Here is a 21,217-nt window from a genome sequence, read left to right as displayed (position 1 = left end):
CTATGAATAAAAGAAAGCCATTTAAAATATCCGGCCGCATCATATGGTTAAGCTCCTTGTTTTTAGGAGTGATCGTATCATTACCCAGCCTGATTCAGCACCAGTATAACGGGTACGAAGTGATCGCCAACTCAGCAATTACTTTCCTGTTTTCGCTGTTTGTATGGTACTATAACATGTATACGCTACCCGTATATACTTCGCAGGAAGTAGCCAGGGGATTTTCGCTGTACCCGCTGCTCAAAAACCTGGTGGTAGGTGTGGTGGTGATGTTCCTGTTATCTTATTTACAACAGCAGATACTTACCCATATCAATTTTGGGCCAGTGATGCTGATGTTTGAGGTAAGAGGGATACTGATCAACCTTACTTTCTACATGTTCATTCACCTGCTGTATCAAACCTATCAGAACCAGCGGGTAAGCATAGAGCTGGAACGCAGTAAAATGGATAACCTCGCGGCACAGTTTGAACTGTTGCGGCAACAGGTAAACCCGCATTTCCTGTTTAACACCCTGAATACGCTAAAGTACATGGTAGAAAGTGGTGATGAACACAGCGTAGATTTTATTCTCAAGCTATCCGACTTTTACCGGTTTACCCTGGAAAACAGGAAGCTGGACCTGATCCGGTTATCAGAAGAACTAAAAATCCTGCATGCTTATATTTACCTGCTAAAAGCGCGTTTCGAGGAAGGATTTGATGTAGAGATAACGGTAACACCCGCACACGGTGCCACCATGATACCGCCATTCACCTTGCAACTGCTGGTGGAAAACTGCATCAAACATAATGTGGTGGCTCCTGATAAAACATTGTATGTGAAAATTTTTTCTGAAGATGACTACCTCGTTGTCTCCAATAATGTTCAACCTAAGATGACCCCTGAAGTATCTACCGGGATTGGTTTGGAGAATATCAACGAGCGATATGATCATCTTCTCGGGAAAAATATTGATATATTACCTACATCAAACACCTTTACAGTAAAACTCCCGATTATTCATGAGGATAGTCATTATTGAAGACGAAGTTAAAGCAGCGAAATCGCTGGCAAACCTGGTGGCTAAAATCCGCCCCGATGCTACAGTAGAAGCGATGCTGCACAGTATAGAACAAGCGGTGGCTTATTTAACTGCTACTCCACCACCTGACCTGATTTTTATGGATGTGCAGTTATCCGACGGGCTCTGTTTTGAAATATTCCGGCAGGCAAAAATTTCCAGCCCGGTAATATTCACCACGGCATTCGGCGAATACGCGATGGATGCCATCAAATCGAATGGCGTTGATTACCTGCTCAAACCCTTTGCTGCGGCCGACCTGGAAGCAGCGTTTCAGAAGATGGCACAGTTCAAAAATTTCTTCCAGCAACAATCAGAAGCCAGCTGGCAGGACCTGATCAAGCGGCTGGATAAGCCGGAGAGCAAAAGCAGCTTTTTGATTTTTCATAACAACCGTTATATCACGGTACGCACAGAACAGATCGCCTATATCTACATTAAATACGATGCACCTTATATCGTTACCTTCCAGCAACAGAAATACATCATTCAGCAAACGCTGGAACAACTGCAGTCACAACTATCTCCCAAACAATTCTATCGCCTGAACCGGCAATACCTGGTGAACTTTGATGCGATCAAAGAAGTGGAAAATTATTCCTCCCGCAAGCTGGGACTACATCTGACGGTGGCTACGGAAGAGCAGCTGGTAGTGGGTAAAGATAAGATGACGCAATTTCTGCAATGGATGGAGAACAGGTAAGGCAATCATGTCTTACCTGTCTTTCGATATTCAACTATTACCGGTGCTCTTTTTAATTTCCTGCCATATCTGCTGTACAATATACCCACCCTGCATTTCAGAAAGCCGGGGAGAACTCACGAAGCCATCGCCTTCTTCCATCAATACCAGGTTATCAGGCACGGCATGATCAAAAAGCTGGCTGATGTGTTCATTTAACAAATAGTAAATCGTACGTCCGTTGTACCGCTCCGACTGCACATCGAGGTGATAGTCTTTGTTGCCGATAGTTACATTTACTGATTGTACCATAAAAATTGTTTATGCAGGTGATACCAGGTTCATCAGGCAGTTGACAGCAGCCGCTGTATTGCGCCGCAAAGATCATTAATACTAAAAGGTTTTTCAATGATACCGTCTGCCATACTTTCCGCGATAGAATCTGAAGGATAATTTCTGGCTGAAAACAGGATAACAGGCAATGTTTTCCAGGATGAACGCTTTATTTGCCGGCATAACACCCGCCCGTCATAGTTTCCCATGGCAATGTCCATTAATAAGATATCTGGGCGATGAATAGCAATAAATTGGCGTACCAGGGCGGGATCCAGTAAGGTTGTCACATTCATTTCATGCCTTGATAGTATAAACGCCACCACTTCCAGTATATCGCGGTTGTCATCCACGACAAGGACTTTCGGCATTATGCAAGTTTAGTGATGAGAGAGCTGTATTGATGTGCCTTTATCCGGTATTTGTTGTTATGTAGTCAGTAAATATAGTTCCTTTTTCGCAGAAACCAACAGATCCGGTGTGCCAACATGCATAAATATCCCGGCATCAACTGCAAAGGATTTCCTTGCCTGATACTGGTATAGTTAGCGAGGAATCCATTTAAAACACCTCCCTATGTTATTACCTGTTCTCCCCCCAGAAAACACGCCGCGATATCCTTCGCCAGCGCAGCAACGCTTCAATAATAGCACCAAAAGTACGTCCACTCTCATTTGATTTTTTTCACTTACATTTATTCCTGTAATGGCAGATATTGCCATTTGTACGTTGACTTCTACACTACTTTATCAACCACGTATCATCACATGCAGCCAATCCCGTTTTCCCAAAAGCTCATTACCTGTACCCTTGCGGGTTTAATTATTGGCGCCACTACGTTACGTATGGGCTTTACGTTTATGCTCACCCGGCTACCAATGAGTGTTATCGTAAATGTGCCTACGTTACTGGTGGTGAGCGCTATTATCTATGCGTTTATATGGCAGTTCCGAAAAACCAATCATCCGGCTACCCTCGCTTTCTGGCAGGGATTGATACGGTATGGGGTGGCATTTGATCTGGCTATGTTCGGATGGGAAAAAATTTTCCACTCCCAGTTTTCTATGCCGGGGAGCAAGTTTGATCTTCCTTACAGCAGCCTCTCCTCCTCAGATCTCTTCTGGTGTTTCTTCGGCCAGTCTTATACCTTTGGCTGTATCATAGCCGGATGCCAGATCCTGGGTAGTATGCTGTTGTTATTTCGCCGTACAAGGCTGGTGGGCGTTTTCATATTACTGCCGGTGCTGGCCAACATCTTATTAATGGATATATTTTATAAGATAGGTACCTCCGTGGTCATTCATGCCTCCATTATGTTATCGGGCCTGCTGTACTTCCTGTTCATAGAATTTAAACGACTGAAGGAATTCTTCTTTGCAGCAAAAGATCAGTTGCCGCGTTTTCATCTTTCAAAATTTTTAAAAATAGCAGTCCGTCTTTCTATTATTTATATTCCCTTGCTGCTCCTTGCCAGTCGCCCCAAACCTAACAGGGATCCTGACCTGATGGGCAAATACGAAGTAAAACAATTATCCGTCAATCGCCGGGAGCTTCACCGCACGGGTTGCGCAGACAGCCTGCTCACCACGGTATACTTCGATATAAAAAATGGTTGTGTATTTGAATTCAATACCGTGCAACGAAGATGGTACGGGAAATATCAGCGGCATAATAACCAACTGACCATACAATGGCATAACCCGGCGGATAAACCGGTTTTTAAAGGGGTTATTTCACCGGTTAATGCAAATGCACCACTCACATTAACCGGCACTGTGGGAAAAGATACAATGAGCGTAACGTTACAGAAAGTAAGTCGTTAGATACCGTTATTACTGCTTATCTAAAATGGATTTAATCAGGCTATCCATTTCAGCATTTAATACAGAAGAAACACGCATCAATATTTTACCGTCTTTATCGACCAGGATTTTTGTTGGATAACTGGTGATTTCATAAGCCTTGATGATATCTAATCCTCCCATCATATCATCGTTGAGGACATGTATCCAGTTGGCTTCATCTTTTTTAATAGCGCCCAGCCAGGCGGCTTTGCGCGCATCCATTGTTTTTTGTCCATGCGAATTTTCGTTGGCGATGGCAATCACTTCCAGGCCTTTTCCTTTGTAGGCATCATATACCTCCCTGATATGAGGATGAGATTGGCGGCAGGCGCCGCACCAGCTGCCCCAGAAATCCAGCATCACTAATTTTCCCCTATAATCACTCAGTTTAATAGTTTTACCAAACTGGTTCTTACGTGTAAAATCTATCGCTTGTTTACCAATGGGCGATGCTTTCTTCCACTCTTCTGCCCTGTTGTGAATCTGCTGTCCCAAATGTGATTGCTTCATCCGCTCGCTCAGCGCCTCATAGGCCACCGGATAAGACGCGGCAGTGTACATGTCGTTGTTGGCGTCCAACATATATAAGCTCATCCATGAATCGGGATGCGCTTTGATGAAGTCCAGTTTCAGCAGCAATTTTTTCTTTTGGAGCGCTGCCGGCTTAGTGGTCACAAATTGAACAAAGGCCGCACTATCCTTTACCATATCCAGTGCACGTAACTGTTGAAACATGGCGATTTCCCCAATATCTTTCCTGAGAATCGAATTCATGGCATTAAAATCATCCATTACCTCGCTTTCCTTCACACTATCTTTCTTCAGCGCTGTCATCACATCGGCTATTCTCTCATCAAATGCGCAACTGTCGGGAATGTTCTGTTCTGGCTGTTCCTGGCAAAATCCCGTCAGGGGAAAAAGGAGTATGCTCCAAAGAAAGATTTTCTTCATATTTACTGGTTGAATAATTATATAAAGACATCGCAACCGGCAAAAAGGGTGAAGTCAATGGGAGATAAATTTTTCCGGAGTGTCGTAAAGCACCCCTGAAATGTCGTTTCCAGGGCGCCCAATATTTACTTTCTCCCGGTAACTTCGTTGTACAGTAGCAGGATAGGCCTGTGTACAGTTAACCAACATTTATAAAAAGTTATACGATGAAAATTATAGTTTACCTCGCCACATCGGCCAATGGCATGATCAGCAATAATAGAAATGTTCCCGATTGGTTATCGCCGGAATACGGACAGGGATTTATGGCTATCAGCCAGCGCACCCAGGCCGTGATCATGGGTAAAACCACTTACCATATCCTGGCGCCTGACTATCTGCCCTTAAAGGACAGTGGATCATTGGTAGTGCTCACACATGATAAGGACACGGTTCCTCCCCAGGCTAATGTGTTGTTTACTGACAACAGCCCGGAGAAAATTATAGCGCAACTGGCTGCCAAAGGACATACCGAGGCGGTTATCATTGGCGGACGCCAGGTCGTAAGCGCCTTTATGGAAGCGGGACTGGTAGATGAAATCATACTGGTGGTAGAACCGGTACTGTTTGGCAAAGGATTGTCGCTGGTAGAAGAAGTGGAATTTGAAGTGCCGTTATCGCTGGTGGCCGTAGAAAAACTGAACAACCATACCGTGGAATTGCATTATGCGGTGAAAGGTAAATGAGCGTTGTTACCAAAATAAATCGCATCCTGCCGGCAGAAACATGATGGAAATGATCGTAACACACAAGGCATTGTCATTACAGGTCAACAATATGAACTTATTCTTCAGTTGGGTACGAAAAATATGCTGCCGGCGAATTACTTCTCCGGAAGACCTAAAATCCTGGCAATTTCTTCCGGCAAATCGGTAACAGGTATGTCAATATTATATTCCTTGATCAGGTCCAGCCCATACCGGATCAGCATTTCAACGGCAGGTAGCGCCTTGCGCCCTTTCTCAGTAATACTATATTCAACCCGTGGTGGAATCTCTGCATAGGCGGTTCTTAAAATCAAACCTACTGCCTCCAGCTCTTTTAGTTGTGTGGTCAGCATCTTATCTGTAATATGCGGAATATCTTTTTTTAATTCACCATATCTCAGCACCTGGTCTTTTAACCGCCAGAGTATCGGCATTTTCCAGGTTCCGCCAATATGAGAAAGCGCCAGTTCTATCGGGTTGTAGTACAGTTTTCCGTTGTGGGTAAACTCGGGCATATCCAATCTGGTTTTATTTCTTTCAAAAAAGTAAGTATCATACTAATGAGTATGTAAAATAAAACAACTCAAATAACTGGCAAATTTGCGGCACATAATTTAACACTTCCCATCATGGAAAAATTGAATATCCCCGCACTCAGGCAGGAACTGGATGACTTCATTGTAAAGCACAACGTGAAGCCGGCACCAGGCGTCGGAATGGTGACCGACCACCAGATCAATGACACCCTTCGTATACGCATTTACCGGAATAATGCTACCGGCGAGCCACTACCGGCATTTGTCTATCTGCATGGCGGCGGTTGGATCAGAGGCAGTATAGATACGCACGACTATCTATGCCGCCACCTGGCGGAAACAGGCGCATTTACCATTGTTTCCGTTGATTACCGGCTGGCGCCTGAATATACTTATCCCGCACCGGTAGAAGATGGATTCCTGGCGCTTCGCTGGATACTGGAACATGCAAACGATATTGCCGTAGATACTCATCGCCTGGCGATTGGTGGCGATAGTGTCGGCGGAAATATTGCGATTGCGCTGGCGGCGCAGGCGCAGGCACAGCATATTCCCATTAAAGCATTAGTAGTAGCCTATCCGCCCGTAAATCACTACTTCCAAACGGCGTCCTACGAAAAGTATGCGACCGGCTATGGCTTAACCACGCAGCTCATGAAAGGCTTCTGGGAAGCATATATTCCGCATCCGGAAGACAGGCAACTGCCCTCCGCCGCTGTCATCTTCAATGATTTCACCGGATTTCCATCAACGCTGATCATCGGAACTGACCAGGATCCCCTGCATGATGACGGCAAACAGTTACTGTTGCAGCTTACGGCGGCAGGTGTGGACGTCAGGTACTCCTTCTATGCCGGTACCAAACATGCTTTTTTATTGCGACTGGCTGTTGAAGAAAAAGCCCGACTGGCCAAAGATGAAATAGTTAATTTTTTAAAGCAGCTGTTATAGCCGATATTAGAGGATCGCATCACCGGGAGGGAATTGCTTCTATGCAACACCTTCCCGGTGGTCATCTCCCAAAAAAATTACATATGCCTCATTTCATTATTGAATGCTCCGCCAATGTGTTAGCCATACAACCCGCGGAGGTCCTCATGGATACCGTACACGATACGGCTGCAGCTACCGGGCTGTTTGCAGACAATGATATTAAAGTACGCATTGTACCCTTTGAATATTATAAACTGGGTGCAGGTAAAAACAGCTTCCTGCATATCTTTGGTTATATCATGCAAGGCCGGACCACTGATCAGAAAGCCCACCTTGCCAAAGTGATCATCGAAAAAATAGCGCCACTGTTACCCGACATCTCCTTTGTATCCATCAACATCAGCGAGTTTGAAGCAGCTACTTATTGCAACAGATCATTAATCGATCCGCTTAACACACAAAAAAACCGTCATTTCTGACGGTTGATATTAATAGTAACGGGAGTCTTTTAAAAACTTCAGCACGGCGGCACCATCACCATAGTCCAAACGGAGAATATCCTTTATTGCCTGTGATTTATTTTCAGCCTCTTGATAATAAGATTTGCAGATACTGTATCCCATGAAGTAACCCAGGTCGCCCATGGTTTTGGTCACCGCGCCATTATACAGCCAGTTGCTCCAGTCTTCTCCCATCATTTCTTTTTGGAACTGCGGCTTCAATTCCGCTTCATGTTGCCGGCCATATTCGAGGTAAGAATTGGTCAAAGGGGTATCCAGTACCAGTTCTGCAATGAAATCACAGGCGCCTTCACAAATTGCTTGCTCCAGCAGTTTTTTGGCATTGCCTTTTTGCTGGGTATGTACATATTCATGGATCACCACCGGGACGATATTATCAGAGGTTTTGGTTTTAAAAAAATTTGCCAGTCTTTTGTCGGGGAACTCCGATATGTCGGTATGTATATTCCCGGTAGCTATTTCTGAACCAATCAGCATTATGGAATCCTTAACGGTGCCGGCTGCACGAACAGCTGTGATGGTAAAGAATATTTTCCCTTGCCGGTGTTCAGGGTACAGCGCATCAAATTTCTGCAGATTAGCTTCTATGGCTGGTAACTGCCCTTTTATGCTCAATGTGCTATTCCTGATAGAAGCCCAAAACTTAGGGTATTTATTAATTGCCACCACCAGTCTGGCGGCATTAAAATTCCGGAGTACCATGAAGTGTTTCAGTCCTTCGGTACCCTTATCGATGTACAATCGCTGCATGACCGCCACTTGTTGGACGCTGTCTTTGACCGTTTGAACGCTGTCGAACGCCTCCCAGAAATGATCTATATCGCTGGTAAAAATGTTGGCAGAATTTTGTCCGCGGCCGGTGATAGCGCTGGTGAGGGAACAAATGAGGGCAATAACGAAAACGGATTTTTTTTGGTTGAAAAACATGAAGGTCTATTTATTTGTTGTAACCATTCCCTGGCATAGGGCATAAAGATGCAAGGTAAAATAAAATCGTGCAGAAAATTTTTCTTTCTTTGCCATAGATTCCAAATTAACAACTGCTATTTATGTCAATACCTAAAATAGAATTTCCGGAAGCAGTGATAAAAACCTTTCACCAGGTTTACGACAATGATCTTGCTAATCTCAAAAAACTACCACCCATATTGAGGGAAATGGGGATCTGTAATACCCTGGAAATAATAATACTGGCCAGGCAGGAACTAGGGCTGGGTTTAGGAGAAGCGATCATGGCACTGGAAGTTCCTGACATTTCCTGTTAACAGATTAAAAGTAAAAGGCGGCCTCCATGGAGGGAAGCTGCACAACTAGTGAATGTACCTGTAAGCACGCTGGAGAAGCATGTTGCAGGCAGCCTGAAAGCTTTGCGAAAAATCCTGACTTTCTTTTGTTGATAAGTATACTAAAATAATTTCGCTTCTTCCAACACCTGCCAGCTACCTTCCGCTATTTCCGCTTCCAGCTCTCCAAAATCCCATCCACAATAACCTATAAACAAACGGATATCTTCTTCGGTTAAAATACCGTTATTGATGTGTTTAACCGCAGCTTTAAAATCTCCGCCCAGGTAAATATTTCCCGCAATCAACGCACCTCCCGTAATCAGCCCGGGCCGGCGATGCACAAAGAAGAGATGTTCCTGGTCTACCGGGCCTCCTTCGTATAATGGGAAAGGCTTGCTATGACTGAATTCCTGCAGCTCGTTGAAGGTACGGGGGAACAATTTATTGACCACAAATCCCATCGCACCCTTTTCATTGTATTCCGTAATGAGTATCACCGTTTCTTCAAAAACGGTATCATCCAGCAATGACGTGCTGCCGATATATATGCCTGCGTTTATCATCTGGTAAGCCTGCTACTTTTAAAGCCCAAATGTACGGATCAAAATACAAAGGGCCACGAAACACTTGTTCCGTGGCCCTTTGCATATTCACCTTTAATCAGTGTTTCTTCTTCGGTTTGGGAATCAACTGAAAGGTGCCTTTTTCATCCCAGGCATCCGGCATATAAATACCATTCACTTTTTTATCAGTGGTTTCAGTCAGTGCTGCATCAAAATTAATCCTGCCTTTCCTGATTTCATAAAACCGGGAAGGCACGTAATAAATCGTATCTGCGGATGGATTAGGCGGCGCCTGTTCGCTACCACCAAATTCCAGGTTACCATCATGGTCGTAGTCTTTTACGTCGGAGCTGATGGCTGTCAACACAGAATCTGCCAGGGAATGGTCAATCCGGAAAACATACAGCTTGTTTTTCTTAGGGCTGCCATTTACTTCCAGGAAGAGGAATACGGAAGCACCATCTTCTACCAGGCGGTTACGCTTGCTGGGATAGTTGATAATATCTTCATGGAATACAAATGCTTTATTACCGTTTACAAAAATATTGCCTTTATATACCGTAATTAATTGTCGCTGGCTACTGGTAAAATGTAATTCGTTGGCTTTCTTTTGTGCCATTACCGGCAAACAAAAGCAACATAAGAGGCATAGTTTGAATAGATGGTGTATCATAGCGTTTTAAATAAGTCCTTAAATTAGTTAATTCCTCCGGATATAGCAGTAAGAAACAAAAAGTAAATATCTTGCTATTGATTATAAACTGCAGGAAGATGGGATTTGTATATACATACATGGATACACCGGTAGGCAAACTTACCCTGGTTGGGAGCGACAAAGGGCTGGCGGCTATTCTCTGGGAAGATGATCGTCCCGGGCGGGTGCGGGCAACGCCGGATATCAAAGCGGACCAACATCCGGTGCTGGTAGCCACCATGCAACAATTGCAGGAATATTTTGAAGGAAAGCGAACTACCTTTGCTATACCATTGGACTTACAGGGCACTGCCTTTCAGAAAGCGGTGTGGGCTATACTGGCCACCATTCCTTACGGCGAAACCCGTACTTATTTGCAGATAGCGGAACAACTAAATAATCCTAAAGCCGTACGGGCAGTAGGGGCAGCCAATGGCAGAAACCCGGTGTCTATTATACTGCCCTGCCACCGCGTTATTGCTACCTCCGGTGCATTGACAGGCTTCGCCGGCGGACTACCGGTAAAGGCTACACTGTTATCGCTGGAAGGCGCTAAAAGCCCTTCGCAACAAATGGAAATTAACTGGGAATACCAATCTTCAAAGGTAGTCACTGCTGTCGCCGCACCTGATATATTTTTCACCGGGAGGAATGTTACATTGGGAGATATATAACATCCGTGGCGCCTCCCTTTACCGGCCGTCGGGCCGTTTTCACCGACTTATCCGGCGGACTTGCCTGTTTCAGATGGATATTGGTTACCCGCTATCCTAGCTTCGCCTTCATGAAAACAAAACACATCCTCATATCCGGCGCCAGCATTGCCGGTCCAGCTTTAGCCTACTGGCTGCATCGTTATGGTTTCCAGGTAACCATCGTAGAGCGTGCTCCTCATATCCGCCCCGGCGGTTACGCCGTAGATTTTCGTGGCGCCGCCATGCAGGTATTGGATCGCATGGATTTAACCGGTAACATCCGGCAATTCGAAACCCGCTCCGGCAAAATCTCCATCGTCAACAAACGAAACAAAGAAGTGGCGCGAATGCCCGACAGTTTCACCAGCGGAGAACTGGAAATCTTGCGGGGTGATCTTGCCAACGTTTTCTATGAAGCCACCCGGCACGATGTGGAATATATCTTCGACAATTCCATTACCGCCATCGCGGAAGATGCGACTGGTGCAACCGTCACCTTTCTCTGCGGCAACACCCGCCGTTTTGATATTGTAGTAGGCGCTGATGGCCTGCATTCGAAAGTCCGCTCCATTGCTTTCGGAGAGGAGTCACAATTTAGCCATCACCTTGGCATTTACTTTGCGATATTTACGGTTCCCAACTTCATGCAATTGCAAAATATGGCAGGTCTGTTCTATAGTTCACTTGGCAAGCGCATAGGCGTTTTCAGCGCCAGGGAAGACAAGGAAGCGAGAGCCAGTCTTTATTTTAGCGCTCCTGCCTTTTCATACAGCTACCGCGATACCAAAGTACAACAACAAATTATTCGCGAACGCTTTGCCAACGATGAATGGGTGGTACCACAATTACTTGAATACATGGACCAAACCGACGACTTCTACTTCGATGCCGCCTGCCAGATAAAAATGGATAGTTGGTCTTCCGGACGGGTCACCTTAATGGGCGATGCTGCGCACTGTTCCTCTCCCCTATCTGGCATGGGTACCAGTATGGCAGTTGTAGGCGCCTATGTCTTAGCAGGAGAACTCAAAGCTGCCAGTGGAGAACATACCGTTGCCTTTGCCCGCTATGAAGCACAAATGCGTGATTTCGTTACCGCCGGTCAAAAAATGGCAGATGGCGCCGACTGGTTTGTTCCCAGCACACCCTTCAAACTTTGGATGAGTGAAAAAATATGGAAAATTCTCCCTTATACCCCATGGAAAAATATGATGATAGAAATGCCGATGAAAGTGGCGAATTCGATAACGCTGAAACAATATTAATGTAGCAGAAAGCAAAAAGCAAAAAGCTATTGAAGCGATTGAGGAAAGCGAGTATTTAAATTACTTATTCGCTTCCTATCAATCGCTTCAATAGCTTTTTGCTTTTTGCTTTTTGCTTTCTGCTTCTACTCGTGCCGTGCCACTGTATCCAACCAATCCCTCAACTGTTGTTCTTCTTCCACCGTTAACTTTATGTCGCGGCCTTTGGGCATTCTTCTTTTCACAAACACCTGTTTGTAAATTTTAGGCGCCAGGCTTTCCATGTTATCCGCAGTAAAGACTTTACCCGGGTTATTGGTGCGATGACAGACATTGCATTTTTGTGTCAGCACAGACAAAGCGGTTTGCTGTAGTTTAGTGATATTGCCGGGACCAGTAGCCGCATGATTTGTTTGAAAAGGATAGCCGGAGGATACTACCAGCAATAGCATGGTTACAATGGAGTGGGTTCTCATTTCGATTTATTTGAAAGGATGCAGGCAATAATGACAAATACCAGGGAGATAGTACCGCAGATAGCTCTTACCAGGTTAAGACTGTTCCATGGGCCTTCAAAACGGAGCCGTTGCGCAGCCAGTTCGGCGGCAGAAGCGCCCTGGATGTTGAAGACATCCAATGCATCATTCATCGGTACATTACCAACCATAGTTACTCCAAATACGCCGATGGCATAAAACAAGGTTGCAAACAGCAGGCAAAGGAAAGTACCGTTGAGTGGCTGCTGATAATACATATACGTGCAGATCGGTAGCAATATCAGCGTACCCATAAAGAGACTCAGAAAGAATCCGTTCAGGATAGCACGGTTCATCACCTGCATGGCCGACAGGTAAGCGGCATCCGGGAGGCGCGCAATACCAATGGTCACAGAACAGGACCAGGCGTAGAAAAGACCCGCCATCAGGGCGGTGGAAGTAGCGGTGATAACCAGCATTAACGTTGAAAACTTAAACATGTCGTTGTTGTTTTATTTCTTGGTGCAAATTACTACGGGTATTCACCTCAAAATAGAACAAAACCGACAACGCGAAAATCACGCTTTAAGGGGTATTTTTAAGTACCTGGTCCAGCTCCGCTTCCGTTATCTCCACCACTGTTCCATGACGAAGGCCGGCTGGCATCGCTAATTTATCGGAAATATCCTCCCAATGAACCAGGTCGGTAGAGGTTACCGCTCCATAACTGTGTTGCGTATACTTATCGAAATATACGATCCAGCGGTTGCCAATTTTCAATGTGGTAGGGCCCTCGGCCCAGTAATTACCCGTGATAGGCGCAGATGGCTTCCCATATCCACCCGTTAATTTTTTGCTGGTAGCAATACGGATATTTTTCTGTGGAGGGGTTCTTGTTTCGTCTTTGAGGAACATTAGGTATTTCCCGTGGTCGGGTACAATAGTGGCGTCTATCACGTTGAAGCCGGGATCATATAATAACCTGGTGGAACTGAATTGCTTAAAGTCTTTGGTGGTTACATAATACAAGCGATGATTATACTGATCATCCCCGGTTTTTTCCCCGGCAGTGAACCGGCCGGGTATGGTGGTAGCCCAGTAAATCATATAGGTTTTATGCCGCGCATCATAAGTGATCTCCGGCGCCCAGCAGTTGCGTGCGCCTGGTTCCTGCTTCATCACCGGGATATCTTTTTGTTCGGACCAGTGCAACAGATCCGGAGAAGCCGCATAGCCAATGCCTTTCTCCTTCCAGCTCACCGTCCACACCATATGAAACAGGCTATCAGCTCCCCGGATAATACAGGGGTCCCGCATCAGTTTATCCTCTCCTACCGTGGGGGCCAGCACAGCACGGCCATGATTCAGTTCTTTCCAGGTATATCCATCACGGCTATACGCCAGGTGCAACCCATCCTGCCCGTTATCTTTAAAGTAGGAAAACAGGTAAACCGGTTGTTGGGCGACAGCAGTTTTTACCAGTCCGCAGCACAGTATAAAAAAGAAGATTTTTTTCATCATCATATTTTAGGAGCGATAAAATACGGCGAATTATGCAAGGATAAAAGTGCGCTTTTTACGAAACCACATCTACTAATCCATCTTCCTGTAATTTCCTAAATGCTATCAATACCCCGGCTACCTGGTGTTCTTCTTTTAAATATTCCGCCAGGTCAAAATAACGGATAGCACCTATTTCAGCGGAAGGGCGGGGTATTTGCCGGAGATCATGCAGGAAACAATCCTGGCGCATTTCCAGCTGGTGCTCTCCAAACGCCGGCGCCGTAATATGATAATACCAATGAAGACTATCGGCTGGTAAATCCAGGTTCAATTCTTCCCTGATTTCCCGTTGCAAGCCTGCCAGCGGGGTTTCGCCGGGATCAGTTTTTCCACCCGGTAAATACCAGGCGCCTTTATTCTTACTAAATGCTAATAATAATTTACGGTCTTTTACTACCACCAGGCCGGCACAATTGATATAGTTCATGCCACAAAAATAATGAAGCCAGCCCACTCCTGCCGGGTTAAAATTCGTGCGTTTATTCTATATTCACAGGTACATTTAACAATCTGTATGAATAAAAGTCGCCTTGAAGCCTTCAGCGATGGGGTTATCGCTATCATCATCACCATTATGGTGCTGGAAATTAAAGTACCACATGGTGAAGAGTGGAAAGACTTGCTGCCACTCTATCCTACTGTACTCAGTTACATTATCAGTTTTATTTATGTAGGGATTTATTGGTGTAACCATCACCACCTTTTACATACGGTGAAGAAAGTAGGCCCGGGCATTATGTGGTCCAATATGCATTTACTGTTCTGGCTATCCCTCATCCCCTTTGCTACTGCGTGGATGGGCGACAACCACTTTGCACCGCATACGCTGATCCTGTATGCCCTGCTGCTGATGATGTGTGGTGTAGCATTTACCATATTACAACAGGTGATCATAAAGTGCCACCCATCCTATGACCCTGCCATGGTAAACGTTTTAAAGCAACAACGCAAGAAAGCGCTTATCTCCGTAGGACTATATATACTGGCGATCCCGATGGCTTTTTACAGCGCAGTGCTATCCGGTAGCCTGTTTGTGCTGGTAGCCATTATCTGGCTGGTTCCTGATCGAAATATTGCCCGCGTACTGGAAAAGGAAAGCGACTAAATAATATTTCAACAGCTACTGAGGCAAATGATCATGGCGGATAGTGATATGCTTTCATCATTCGCCTCAGTAGCGCTTTACTTTATACTTTCTTCACCTGGAAAGCGAGTAACCGAAGTCCGTTGAATACCACCAACAAAGTAGATCCTTCGTGGGCAATAACAGCCACACCTATTGTAGCAACGCCTAAAATAGTGAGCGGAATCAGCACCGCCACCATGCCTAAACTCATCCACAAATTCTGGCGGATAATACCTTTTGATTTCCTGCTCAGGGCAATGGCAAAAGGCAGGTTATCCAGGTTGTCTGCCATTAAAGCGATATCGGCGGTTTCCAGGGCTACGGCCGATCCCGCAGCTCCCATAGCAATACCTACCGTACTTTTGGCCATAGCGGGAGCATCATTTACACCGTCGCCGATCATAGCTACCTGGCCTTCTTCCTGGCTCAGTTTTTCGATGGCGGCTACTTTCTGCTCTGGCAGCAAGCTTCCCCAGGCATCGGTAATACCAATTTTATTGGCTACGGCGGTGGCTACACGCTGATTATCTCCTGTAAGCATTACCATCTTTTTAATACCGATTTCTTTCAATAACGATAGCGCAGAGGTAGCCTCTTTACGGGGTACATCCATCAGTGCAATTAGTCCGATAACGGCGCCATTCAATTGTATCACCATGGTGGTATTTCCTTCCTGTTCCAGCTGATCTACTTTGGCAGCTACTTCCGCCGGCATAGGCTGCCCCAGATGCTCGAATAAACCAAGGTTACCGATCACCACTTCTTTTCCCTGGTACGCCGCTTTGATGCCTCGTCCGGAAACGGCGGTGAGTCCTTCTGCAGTGGGGACCTCTCTTTTGAGTCGTTCGAGGCCACCTTTTACAATGGCTGCTGCCAACGGGTGATCGCTTAATTTCTCCACGGCCACGGCCACTTCCAGCACTTGGTCTTCTGTAGCGTTATTGAAGGCCACTACATTGGTGAGTTGTGGTTTCCCTTCGGTTAAAGTGCCCGTTTTATCGAATGCCAGGGCGGATAAGCTACCTAATTGTTCGAGAGGGCCACCACCTTTAATTAATACCCCGCTGCGGGCAGCACGGGCAATACCACTTAATACGGCGCTGGGCGTGGAAATGGCCAATGCACAAGGGCTTGCCGCCACCAGCACGGAGATAGCGCGATAAAAGCTCTGGCTGAAGGTTTCATCAATCACCAGGAAAGCGAAGAGTAAAAGTACTACCAGTCCTAATACCAACGGTACAAAGTATTTTTCAAATTTATCCGTAAACAATTGCGTAGGCGATTTCTGTGCCTCCGTTTCATTCACCAGCCTGATTAAGCGTGCCAGTGTGGAATCTGCGGCCACGCTGGTAACTTTTACTTCCAGTACCTGGCTACCATTGATGGTACCTGCATATACTTTATGTTCGGCGCTCACATTTTTATCGGCCTGCTGCGGATCCGGCACCGGGGTTTTATCTACCGGGATACTTTCCCCGGTAATAGGCGCCTGGTTTACACTACTGCTACCTTTGATCACAATACCATCGGCAGATATTTTACTGTTGGGTTTCACGATGATAATATCATTGGCCAACAGCTCCTCTATAGCCACTTCGTTTTCTTCCCCGTTACGTCTGACAATGGCTGTTTTGGGCGCCAGTTCCGCAAGTGCAGCAATGGATTTACGCGCTTTATTCATGGCGTAATGTTCTAACGCATGTCCCAGGCTAAACAGGAACAGCAACAGCGCTCCTTCTGCCCAATCGCCTAAAATAGCAGCACCGATGGCGGCTACCAACATCAGGAAATCAATTTCAAATTTACCTTTGGCAATAGATTCCACGGCTTCCTTGGTAGTATAAAATCCGCCGAAGAAATAGGCGCCGATATATAATGATAAACTCAGCCAGGCGAGCGATGCAGACACAAAGGTGATCACAAAGCCAATACCCAGTAATGCGCCACATATAAGACTGAAAACCACTTCGGTATTTTTTCCGAAAATACCGCCATGTTCATGACTATGATCGTGATCACTATTATGGTCGTGGTCTTTGTTACAGGCGGCTGCAGGTGCTGCCGTGGGTTGAGCTACAGTCTGAATACTGTTATTGTCATCGGACTTCATCATGATATTCTTTTTAGCTATAAAATTATTCATTTCAGTACCCGCAGGCACGAAAACACTATAACGGTAACGACTAAACTAAGTTAACTAAGGAATTGCCATACAGCAAAGGGTAAACAAGTATTTACAGGTACAGCTGTAATGTGCTCATCTTTCAACAGGATAAAGGTAGAACTTCATACAGATCTTTGCGGAAAAAAGATTGCAACTCCGTTGTAAAGAGCTGAAGGCAGAAAGCAGAAAGCAAAAAGCTATTGCAGCGGATAAGCAAAGCGAATATTTATATGTTCTTTTTACTCGCTGCGATAGCTTTTTGCTTTCCGCTTTCCGCTTTCTGCTCAAAAAACAATCCCTGCTGCAATCACACTTGTGTTAACGGATTTATCGCCGAAATCCACCTGGTTGCCGGTGGTTACCTGTGTGGGGTAGCGGTACTTATAACCACGGAAAATATAGGAAGCAAATACGCCGATTTTGGGGAAGTGCCAGGCAACACCAGCACCAATGCCGTAGAAGTATTTACCGGATTCATTAAAGGTGATGGATTGTTGTCCGCCGGTGGTGGCATTGATTTTCTCCGTACGACTTACATCATATACATTACGGCCAAACTGCCCGGTGATGTAGGGTTCAATATGCAGGAAGCGGTGCTTTAATTTCACATCGGCAAATACAGGAACCAGGAGGTGGTCGTTATAAGCCGTCAATTCAACGCCCGGCCCTACGGCCAGGGTATTATGTAACAGGGAAAGGTTCCCGATAATACCACCGCCACCGGTACCGTCATGTACCATACCATATAGGTAGCCATTGAGTAATTTATTGCTTTGGGCAGCGCTGAAAAGCGGCAGTAATAATAAAAAGAAGCATATTTTCCGCATATTCGCTGATTTCAGGTTGTTGTTGTAGTGGTAACACCCCGATGGTATATAATGTTGTAAAACGCACCGCCTTCTTTCAACTGATTATCTGATTATCACCTGTGGGTTATATCCAGCCCGGAAAGCACTGACCACTGATAACGGCGTTAATACCTGTACCTGTTCATCTTTGGGAAAGCAGTCTTTTTTTGTATATCCATCGGGCGACCACCTATACAAGGCCTGTTCATACACCAGGCAGGGCTGCTGCTCATATACTATAAAACAGCCATCCGGCAACTGAAGGAGTGTATCTATATATGTTACCTTTTCAAGTCGTGGTGTTATCCGTTCCCGGTGTAATATTTTATCAATTTCCTGGATAGATACCCGGTCATCAAAATCATACTCCGGATTCCCTTTCAGCCAGTATGTTTTAAACCGATTATAATCTGCCCTGCGGCACTCATAACAGGGCCGGTGACCAGCGGCAAAGGAAGTGGCTTCGTCCCGGAAAAACAGCTCCGTATAACGATGAGGCGCCATCACGGTTCTATGGCGGTTTTTGAATTCCAGCACACAGGTAATCCAGGCTTTCAGTTTAAACGGTCTCAAAACCTGCTGCTGCTCGTCATGCAAGATCCCCCTGTTGCCCATCCAGGCACCGCGAGCCTGGGTAAAAATGAGCCGGCCATATGGATCTACCCTGTTTTGTAGCATATGATATTTTTTACGGAGATGAATACCTCCGGGAAGGTACCGAAAAACCGGGAGTGGCACAGCCGACTTCTCCTATTTTTGCCAATATCAGTACTATATTGAATTACGCATCTTTTCCAGGTAGTTTAGTATATATTTAAGCTACTTATTCAAATCCTATGCGTAAAAAGCTTTCCGCGTTTTTGTTACTGGCTGTTATAGCCATGCAAGCCCACAGCCAACTTCGGCATACCATCTGGGATGTACCCGCTATCTACCAGACACCCACTTACGAGGTGATCAGCAACGACTCTGTAAAAGGCATTCTTTACCAGGGGCTTCCCTATCACGATGGCCCGCAACAGGTATTTGCCTGGTATGCCACACCCGGCACCCTCTCCGGCAATAAAAGCCTGGATCATGATCTGCCTGCCGTAGTGCTGGTACATGGCGGAGGTGGCATCGCATTTAAGGAATGGGCTATCCTCTGGGCAAAGAAAGGATACGCCGCCATTGCCATGGACCTGCGCGGCAACGGCCCGAACAGGCAACACCTCGCACATGGTTTTGTGGAACCAGATAATAAAACGCCCTATTTCACCATCACACCAACCCTCTCCGATCAATGGATGTACCAGGCGGTTGCCAATGTAATCCTTGCTAACAACCTGCTACGCAGCTTCCCCGAGGTAGATAGTAATCGTATAGCCCTTACCGGTATCAGCTGGGGCGGTATCCTCTCCTGCCTTATAGCCGGTATCGACAACCGGTATAAAGCCGTAGTACCTGTTTACGGTTGCGGCTACCTCTTCTACAACACTGCCATGCTCAAAGATCTCGACCAACTCTCTCCCGCGGATAAGCAAACCTGGATACAGCAATACGATCCTTCTCAATATATCCGCCATGCAAAAATGCCGATGCTCTTTATTAACGGCACCAACGACAGCCACTTCTATCTCGACAGCTATAAAAAAACATACGAACAGGTAAAAAACGCGCAACTCAGCATTAAGCCACGTCTGCGCCACAGCCATCATGATGGCTGGCAAAGTGAGGAAATTTTTGCTTTCATCAACAGCTATCTGAATCATACTACACCGCTACCACGAATTACAAAAACGTGTATCACCCAAACGGGCATTACCGCGAAAGTAATATCAGCGGAGCCACTTGCTGCCGCGTATCTTCATTATACCACGGATACGGCTACACTGCTGAAAGATAAAATATGGGAAGTTATGCCGGTGAATATAAAAGGAGAACGGGTTGAAGCAGCAGTACCGCCAGTTGGTACGCTGGTATGGTATCTATCAGTAACGGATAAACGGGGAATGCAGGTATCAGGAGATATTATTTTTAAAAGATAAAATAGTTTAACCACTATGAAAAGAAAAACGGGGCGGTCAAGCATCGTTGATACTTAACCGCCCCGTTTTTCTTTTCCTGTTATTTCTCCTGGAGAATCAATCCATTCAGGTAAAAAAGCCATTAAATGCCTCCGCTCAGTGATTCATACAATCATTAGAAGTTAAACAAAGCTCCTACACTAAAGATATCAGGATTACCAGCATTCAAACCTTTCATGTAAGATAATTTCACTTCAATATTATGCCGTGCTTTACTGCCAACACCAAAGCGAACACCCGCATTAGCTACAGGTCCAACAGTGCTGAACTTCTCGTTAGCTCTATCATTGCCATCTCCCAGGACCTGATAGTTTCGGCTACCATAATGATAACCAAAACCGGCTCCTACAAAGTATCCAAATCTGCGCTCTGATTCTTTCGTCGCTCCACAACCCATATTCAGGTTAACGATCAGTGGCGCATTAAACATAAAATTCAATGAGTTGGATTCGCTTTCATAGTCGCCATAGTGAGCAGAATAACTACCGGAGAGGCCTATACTCAGTGGAATACCAACGGATACAGACATCTCATCCTGCTCAACAAAATTAAAACGGGGAGAATAAGTAAGGCCGCCGATACCATTTGCATCCGTATTCTTTGCGTGATCAACAAACAGTACCACACCCGCTCCATGCATAAAACTTTGGGAATACGAGCTAAAACCAGCCATACAGGCAATGGCTAACAACATGATCTTTTTCATCAGGTATATTTAGGGATTTAAAAAAGTGACGTGTACAATTATAAGTTTACTTTTTGGGTATAATAATAACAGCCCGCAAATGTATACCGCTTTCGCAACACGGAAAAATTTTAATCCCTAAATAGCATAAATATGTGATAGAAGTTTACTACGTATATCCCTTACCGTCATGATAA

26 protein-coding genes are annotated in these 21,217 nt (G+C 45.5%); 11 read left to right on the top strand and 15 right to left on the bottom strand.

The window, feature by feature from the left end:
• Positions 1-2: 2 nt before the first annotated feature.
• Together J7623_RS16490 and J7623_RS16485 are read left to right on the top strand one after the other, a co-directional pair.
• The gene (locus tag J7623_RS16490; RefSeq protein ID WP_291922325.1) at positions 3-1,025 is read left to right on the top strand and encodes a histidine kinase; all 1,023 of its coding nucleotides are present in this window, start codon (positions 3-5) and stop codon (positions 1,023-1,025) included.
• Positions 1,006-1,767 (top strand): LytTR family DNA-binding domain-containing protein, encoded by a 762-nt coding sequence (locus J7623_RS16485; protein ID WP_291922323.1) that lies wholly within the window; start codon positions 1,006-1,008, stop codon positions 1,765-1,767. The genes J7623_RS16490 and J7623_RS16485 overlap by 20 nt, the downstream gene beginning before the upstream one ends.
• Positions 1,768-1,797: 30 nt before the next feature.
• Here the strand turns inward: J7623_RS16485 and J7623_RS16480 are convergent, their stop codons facing one another.
• Positions 1,798-2,058: a hypothetical protein gene (locus J7623_RS16480; RefSeq protein ID WP_291922321.1), complete on the bottom strand. Its 261-nt coding sequence runs from the start codon at positions 2,056-2,058 to the stop codon at positions 1,798-1,800.
• Between the two features lie 32 nt (positions 2,059-2,090).
• Positions 2,091-2,450, bottom strand: coding sequence for a response regulator (locus J7623_RS16475; RefSeq protein ID WP_291922319.1), 360 nt, complete (start codon positions 2,448-2,450; stop codon positions 2,091-2,093).
• Between the two features lie 396 nt (positions 2,451-2,846).
• Between J7623_RS16475 and J7623_RS16470 the strand changes: the two genes are divergently transcribed.
• Complete coding sequence (locus J7623_RS16470) at positions 2,847-3,902, top strand: hypothetical protein (RefSeq protein WP_291922317.1); 1,056 nt, start codon at positions 2,847-2,849, stop codon at positions 3,900-3,902.
• Between the two features lie 9 nt (positions 3,903-3,911).
• On the opposite strand, the gene J7623_RS16465 is transcribed toward J7623_RS16470, so the two are convergent.
• Positions 3,912-4,874 carry a TlpA disulfide reductase family protein gene (locus J7623_RS16465; RefSeq protein ID WP_291922315.1) on the bottom strand — a complete coding sequence of 321 codons (963 nt, stop codon included), beginning with the start codon at positions 4,872-4,874 and terminating at the stop codon, positions 3,912-3,914.
• 206 nt (positions 4,875-5,080) lie between these two features.
• Between J7623_RS16465 and J7623_RS16460 the strand changes: the two genes are divergently transcribed.
• Complete coding sequence (locus J7623_RS16460; RefSeq protein ID WP_291922313.1) at positions 5,081-5,599, top strand: dihydrofolate reductase family protein; 519 nt, start codon at positions 5,081-5,083, stop codon at positions 5,597-5,599.
• Between the two features lie 137 nt (positions 5,600-5,736).
• Here J7623_RS16460 and J7623_RS16455 read toward each other — a convergent pair whose 3' ends face one another.
• Positions 5,737-6,135 (bottom strand): helix-turn-helix domain-containing protein, encoded by a 399-nt coding sequence (locus J7623_RS16455; RefSeq protein ID WP_291922311.1) that lies wholly within the window; start codon positions 6,133-6,135, stop codon positions 5,737-5,739.
• Positions 6,136-6,249: 114 nt separating this feature from the next.
• Between J7623_RS16455 and J7623_RS16450 the strand changes: the two genes are divergently transcribed.
• Positions 6,250-7,107, top strand: coding sequence for an alpha/beta hydrolase (locus J7623_RS16450; protein ID WP_291922309.1), 858 nt, complete (start codon positions 6,250-6,252; stop codon positions 7,105-7,107).
• A gap of 83 nt (positions 7,108-7,190) precedes the next feature.
• The gene (locus tag J7623_RS16445; protein WP_291922308.1) at positions 7,191-7,568 is read left to right on the top strand and encodes a 5-carboxymethyl-2-hydroxymuconate Delta-isomerase; all 378 of its coding nucleotides are present in this window, start codon (positions 7,191-7,193) and stop codon (positions 7,566-7,568) included.
• Between the two features lie 9 nt (positions 7,569-7,577).
• On the opposite strand, the gene J7623_RS16440 is transcribed toward J7623_RS16445, so the two are convergent.
• Positions 7,578-8,537: a DUF2268 domain-containing putative Zn-dependent protease gene (locus J7623_RS16440; protein ID WP_291922305.1), complete on the bottom strand. Its 960-nt coding sequence runs from the start codon at positions 8,535-8,537 to the stop codon at positions 7,578-7,580.
• A 122-nt stretch (positions 8,538-8,659) separates the two neighbouring features.
• Here J7623_RS16440 and J7623_RS16435 point away from each other — a divergent pair, with 122 nt between their 5' ends.
• Positions 8,660-8,875: a hypothetical protein gene (locus J7623_RS16435; protein WP_291922303.1), complete on the top strand. Its 216-nt coding sequence runs from the start codon at positions 8,660-8,662 to the stop codon at positions 8,873-8,875.
• 140 nt (positions 8,876-9,015) lie between these two features.
• On the opposite strand, the gene J7623_RS16430 is transcribed toward J7623_RS16435, so the two are convergent.
• Positions 9,016-9,459 carry a YqgE/AlgH family protein gene (locus tag J7623_RS16430; protein WP_291922301.1) on the bottom strand — a complete coding sequence of 148 codons (444 nt, stop codon included), beginning with the start codon at positions 9,457-9,459 and terminating at the stop codon, positions 9,016-9,018.
• A 97-nt stretch (positions 9,460-9,556) separates the two neighbouring features.
• Positions 9,557-10,132: a hypothetical protein gene (locus J7623_RS16425; RefSeq protein WP_291922299.1), complete on the bottom strand. Its 576-nt coding sequence runs from the start codon at positions 10,130-10,132 to the stop codon at positions 9,557-9,559.
• A gap of 98 nt (positions 10,133-10,230) precedes the next feature.
• Between J7623_RS16425 and J7623_RS16420 the strand changes: the two genes are divergently transcribed.
• Together J7623_RS16420 and J7623_RS16415 are read left to right on the top strand one after the other, a co-directional pair.
• Complete coding sequence (locus tag J7623_RS16420; RefSeq protein ID WP_291922297.1) at positions 10,231-10,827, top strand: methylated-DNA--[protein]-cysteine S-methyltransferase; 597 nt, start codon at positions 10,231-10,233, stop codon at positions 10,825-10,827.
• A 110-nt stretch (positions 10,828-10,937) separates the two neighbouring features.
• Positions 10,938-12,113, top strand: a complete 1,176-nt coding sequence (locus tag J7623_RS16415) for an FAD-dependent monooxygenase (RefSeq protein ID WP_291922295.1) — start codon at positions 10,938-10,940, stop codon at positions 12,111-12,113.
• 125 nt (positions 12,114-12,238) lie between these two features.
• On the opposite strand, the gene J7623_RS16410 is transcribed toward J7623_RS16415, so the two are convergent.
• The 4 genes from J7623_RS16410 to J7623_RS16395 form a co-directional block, all read right to left on the bottom strand.
• Positions 12,239-12,568 carry a hypothetical protein gene (locus J7623_RS16410; RefSeq protein ID WP_291922293.1) on the bottom strand — a complete coding sequence of 110 codons (330 nt, stop codon included), beginning with the start codon at positions 12,566-12,568 and terminating at the stop codon, positions 12,239-12,241.
• Positions 12,565-13,068 (bottom strand): anthrone oxygenase family protein, encoded by a 504-nt coding sequence (locus J7623_RS16405; RefSeq protein ID WP_291922292.1) that lies wholly within the window; start codon positions 13,066-13,068, stop codon positions 12,565-12,567. Before J7623_RS16405 ends, J7623_RS16410 begins: the two co-directional genes overlap by 4 nt.
• Positions 13,069-13,153: 85 nt before the next feature.
• Positions 13,154-14,092 (bottom strand): glycoside hydrolase family 43 protein, encoded by a 939-nt coding sequence (locus J7623_RS16400; RefSeq protein ID WP_291922290.1) that lies wholly within the window; start codon positions 14,090-14,092, stop codon positions 13,154-13,156.
• 52 nt (positions 14,093-14,144) lie between these two features.
• Positions 14,145-14,558 carry an NUDIX domain-containing protein gene (locus J7623_RS16395; protein ID WP_291922288.1) on the bottom strand — a complete coding sequence of 138 codons (414 nt, stop codon included), beginning with the start codon at positions 14,556-14,558 and terminating at the stop codon, positions 14,145-14,147.
• Positions 14,559-14,645: 87 nt separating this feature from the next.
• On the opposite strand from J7623_RS16395, the gene J7623_RS16390 reads away from it, so the two are divergent.
• The gene (locus J7623_RS16390; protein WP_291922286.1) at positions 14,646-15,236 is read left to right on the top strand and encodes a TMEM175 family protein; all 591 of its coding nucleotides are present in this window, start codon (positions 14,646-14,648) and stop codon (positions 15,234-15,236) included.
• Positions 15,237-15,318: 82 nt separating this feature from the next.
• Here the strand turns inward: J7623_RS16390 and J7623_RS16385 are convergent, their stop codons facing one another.
• From J7623_RS16385 to J7623_RS16375, 3 genes are all read right to left on the bottom strand, one after another.
• Positions 15,319-17,370 (bottom strand): heavy metal translocating P-type ATPase, encoded by a 2,052-nt coding sequence (locus tag J7623_RS16385; RefSeq protein WP_291922284.1) that lies wholly within the window; start codon positions 17,368-17,370, stop codon positions 15,319-15,321.
• Between the two features lie 335 nt (positions 17,371-17,705).
• The gene (locus tag J7623_RS16380; RefSeq protein ID WP_291922282.1) at positions 17,706-18,248 is read right to left on the bottom strand and encodes a hypothetical protein; all 543 of its coding nucleotides are present in this window, start codon (positions 18,246-18,248) and stop codon (positions 17,706-17,708) included.
• An 84-nt stretch (positions 18,249-18,332) separates the two neighbouring features.
• Entirely contained in the window at positions 18,333-18,947 is a 615-nt protein-coding gene (locus J7623_RS16375) for a hypothetical protein (RefSeq protein ID WP_291922280.1), read from the bottom strand.
• 158 nt (positions 18,948-19,105) lie between these two features.
• Here J7623_RS16375 and J7623_RS16370 point away from each other — a divergent pair, with 158 nt between their 5' ends.
• Positions 19,106-20,296 carry an alpha/beta fold hydrolase gene (locus tag J7623_RS16370; protein WP_291922278.1) on the top strand — a complete coding sequence of 397 codons (1,191 nt, stop codon included), beginning with the start codon at positions 19,106-19,108 and terminating at the stop codon, positions 20,294-20,296.
• A 154-nt stretch (positions 20,297-20,450) separates the two neighbouring features.
• Here J7623_RS16370 and J7623_RS16365 read toward each other — a convergent pair whose 3' ends face one another.
• Positions 20,451-21,041 carry a hypothetical protein gene (locus J7623_RS16365; protein WP_291922276.1) on the bottom strand — a complete coding sequence of 197 codons (591 nt, stop codon included), beginning with the start codon at positions 21,039-21,041 and terminating at the stop codon, positions 20,451-20,453.
• Between the last annotated feature and the right edge of the window lie 176 nt (positions 21,042-21,217).

The sequence above is a fragment of the Chitinophaga sp. genome (genome assembly GCF_017745275.1).
Lineage (GTDB): Bacteria > Bacteroidota > Bacteroidia > Chitinophagales > Chitinophagaceae > Chitinophaga.
The sequence above is the reverse complement of the archived record's forward strand: the minus strand, read 5'-3'. Positions and strand labels throughout refer to the sequence as shown.

Coding starts and splice junctions, on each gene's coding strand:
- J7623_RS16435 (WP_291922303.1), top strand. CDS start 8,660: ATGTCAATACCTAAAATAGAATTTCCGGAAGCAGTGATAAAAACCTTT.
- J7623_RS16370 (WP_291922278.1), top strand. CDS start 19,106: ATGCGTAAAAAGCTTTCCGCGTTTTTGTTACTGGCTGTTATAGCCATG.
- J7623_RS16425 (WP_291922299.1), bottom strand. CDS start 10,132: ATGATACACCATCTATTCAAACTATGCCTCTTATGTTGCTTTTGTTTG.
- J7623_RS16410 (WP_291922293.1), bottom strand. CDS start 12,568: ATGAGAACCCACTCCATTGTAACCATGCTATTGCTGGTAGTATCCTCC.
- J7623_RS16465 (WP_291922315.1), bottom strand. CDS start 4,874: ATGAAGAAAATCTTTCTTTGGAGCATACTCCTTTTTCCCCTGACGGGA.
- J7623_RS16375 (WP_291922280.1), bottom strand. CDS start 18,947: ATGCTACAAAACAGGGTAGATCCATATGGCCGGCTCATTTTTACCCAG.
- J7623_RS16395 (WP_291922288.1), bottom strand. CDS start 14,558: ATGAACTATATCAATTGTGCCGGCCTGGTGGTAGTAAAAGACCGTAAA.
- J7623_RS16440 (WP_291922305.1), bottom strand. CDS start 8,537: ATGTTTTTCAACCAAAAAAAATCCGTTTTCGTTATTGCCCTCATTTGT.
- J7623_RS16475 (WP_291922319.1), bottom strand. CDS start 2,450: ATGCCGAAAGTCCTTGTCGTGGATGACAACCGCGATATACTGGAAGTG.
- J7623_RS16390 (WP_291922286.1), top strand. CDS start 14,646: ATGAATAAAAGTCGCCTTGAAGCCTTCAGCGATGGGGTTATCGCTATC.
- J7623_RS16455 (WP_291922311.1), bottom strand. CDS start 6,135: ATGCCCGAGTTTACCCACAACGGAAAACTGTACTACAACCCGATAGAA.
- J7623_RS16445 (WP_291922308.1), top strand. CDS start 7,191: ATGCCTCATTTCATTATTGAATGCTCCGCCAATGTGTTAGCCATACAA.
- J7623_RS16420 (WP_291922297.1), top strand. CDS start 10,231: ATGGGATTTGTATATACATACATGGATACACCGGTAGGCAAACTTACC.
- J7623_RS16460 (WP_291922313.1), top strand. CDS start 5,081: ATGAAAATTATAGTTTACCTCGCCACATCGGCCAATGGCATGATCAGC.
- J7623_RS16365 (WP_291922276.1), bottom strand. CDS start 21,041: ATGAAAAAGATCATGTTGTTAGCCATTGCCTGTATGGCTGGTTTTAGC.
- J7623_RS16470 (WP_291922317.1), top strand. CDS start 2,847: ATGCAGCCAATCCCGTTTTCCCAAAAGCTCATTACCTGTACCCTTGCG.
- J7623_RS16485 (WP_291922323.1), top strand. CDS start 1,006: ATGAGGATAGTCATTATTGAAGACGAAGTTAAAGCAGCGAAATCGCTG.
- J7623_RS16385 (WP_291922284.1), bottom strand. CDS start 17,370: ATGATGAAGTCCGATGACAATAACAGTATTCAGACTGTAGCTCAACCC.
- J7623_RS16405 (WP_291922292.1), bottom strand. CDS start 13,068: ATGTTTAAGTTTTCAACGTTAATGCTGGTTATCACCGCTACTTCCACC.
- J7623_RS16480 (WP_291922321.1), bottom strand. CDS start 2,058: ATGGTACAATCAGTAAATGTAACTATCGGCAACAAAGACTATCACCTC.
- J7623_RS16400 (WP_291922290.1), bottom strand. CDS start 14,092: ATGATGATGAAAAAAATCTTCTTTTTTATACTGTGCTGCGGACTGGTA.
- J7623_RS16380 (WP_291922282.1), bottom strand. CDS start 18,248: ATGCGGAAAATATGCTTCTTTTTATTATTACTGCCGCTTTTCAGCGCT.
- J7623_RS16450 (WP_291922309.1), top strand. CDS start 6,250: ATGGAAAAATTGAATATCCCCGCACTCAGGCAGGAACTGGATGACTTC.
- J7623_RS16430 (WP_291922301.1), bottom strand. CDS start 9,459: ATGATAAACGCAGGCATATATATCGGCAGCACGTCATTGCTGGATGAT.
- J7623_RS16490 (WP_291922325.1), top strand. CDS start 3: ATGAATAAAAGAAAGCCATTTAAAATATCCGGCCGCATCATATGGTTA.
- J7623_RS16415 (WP_291922295.1), top strand. CDS start 10,938: ATGAAAACAAAACACATCCTCATATCCGGCGCCAGCATTGCCGGTCCA.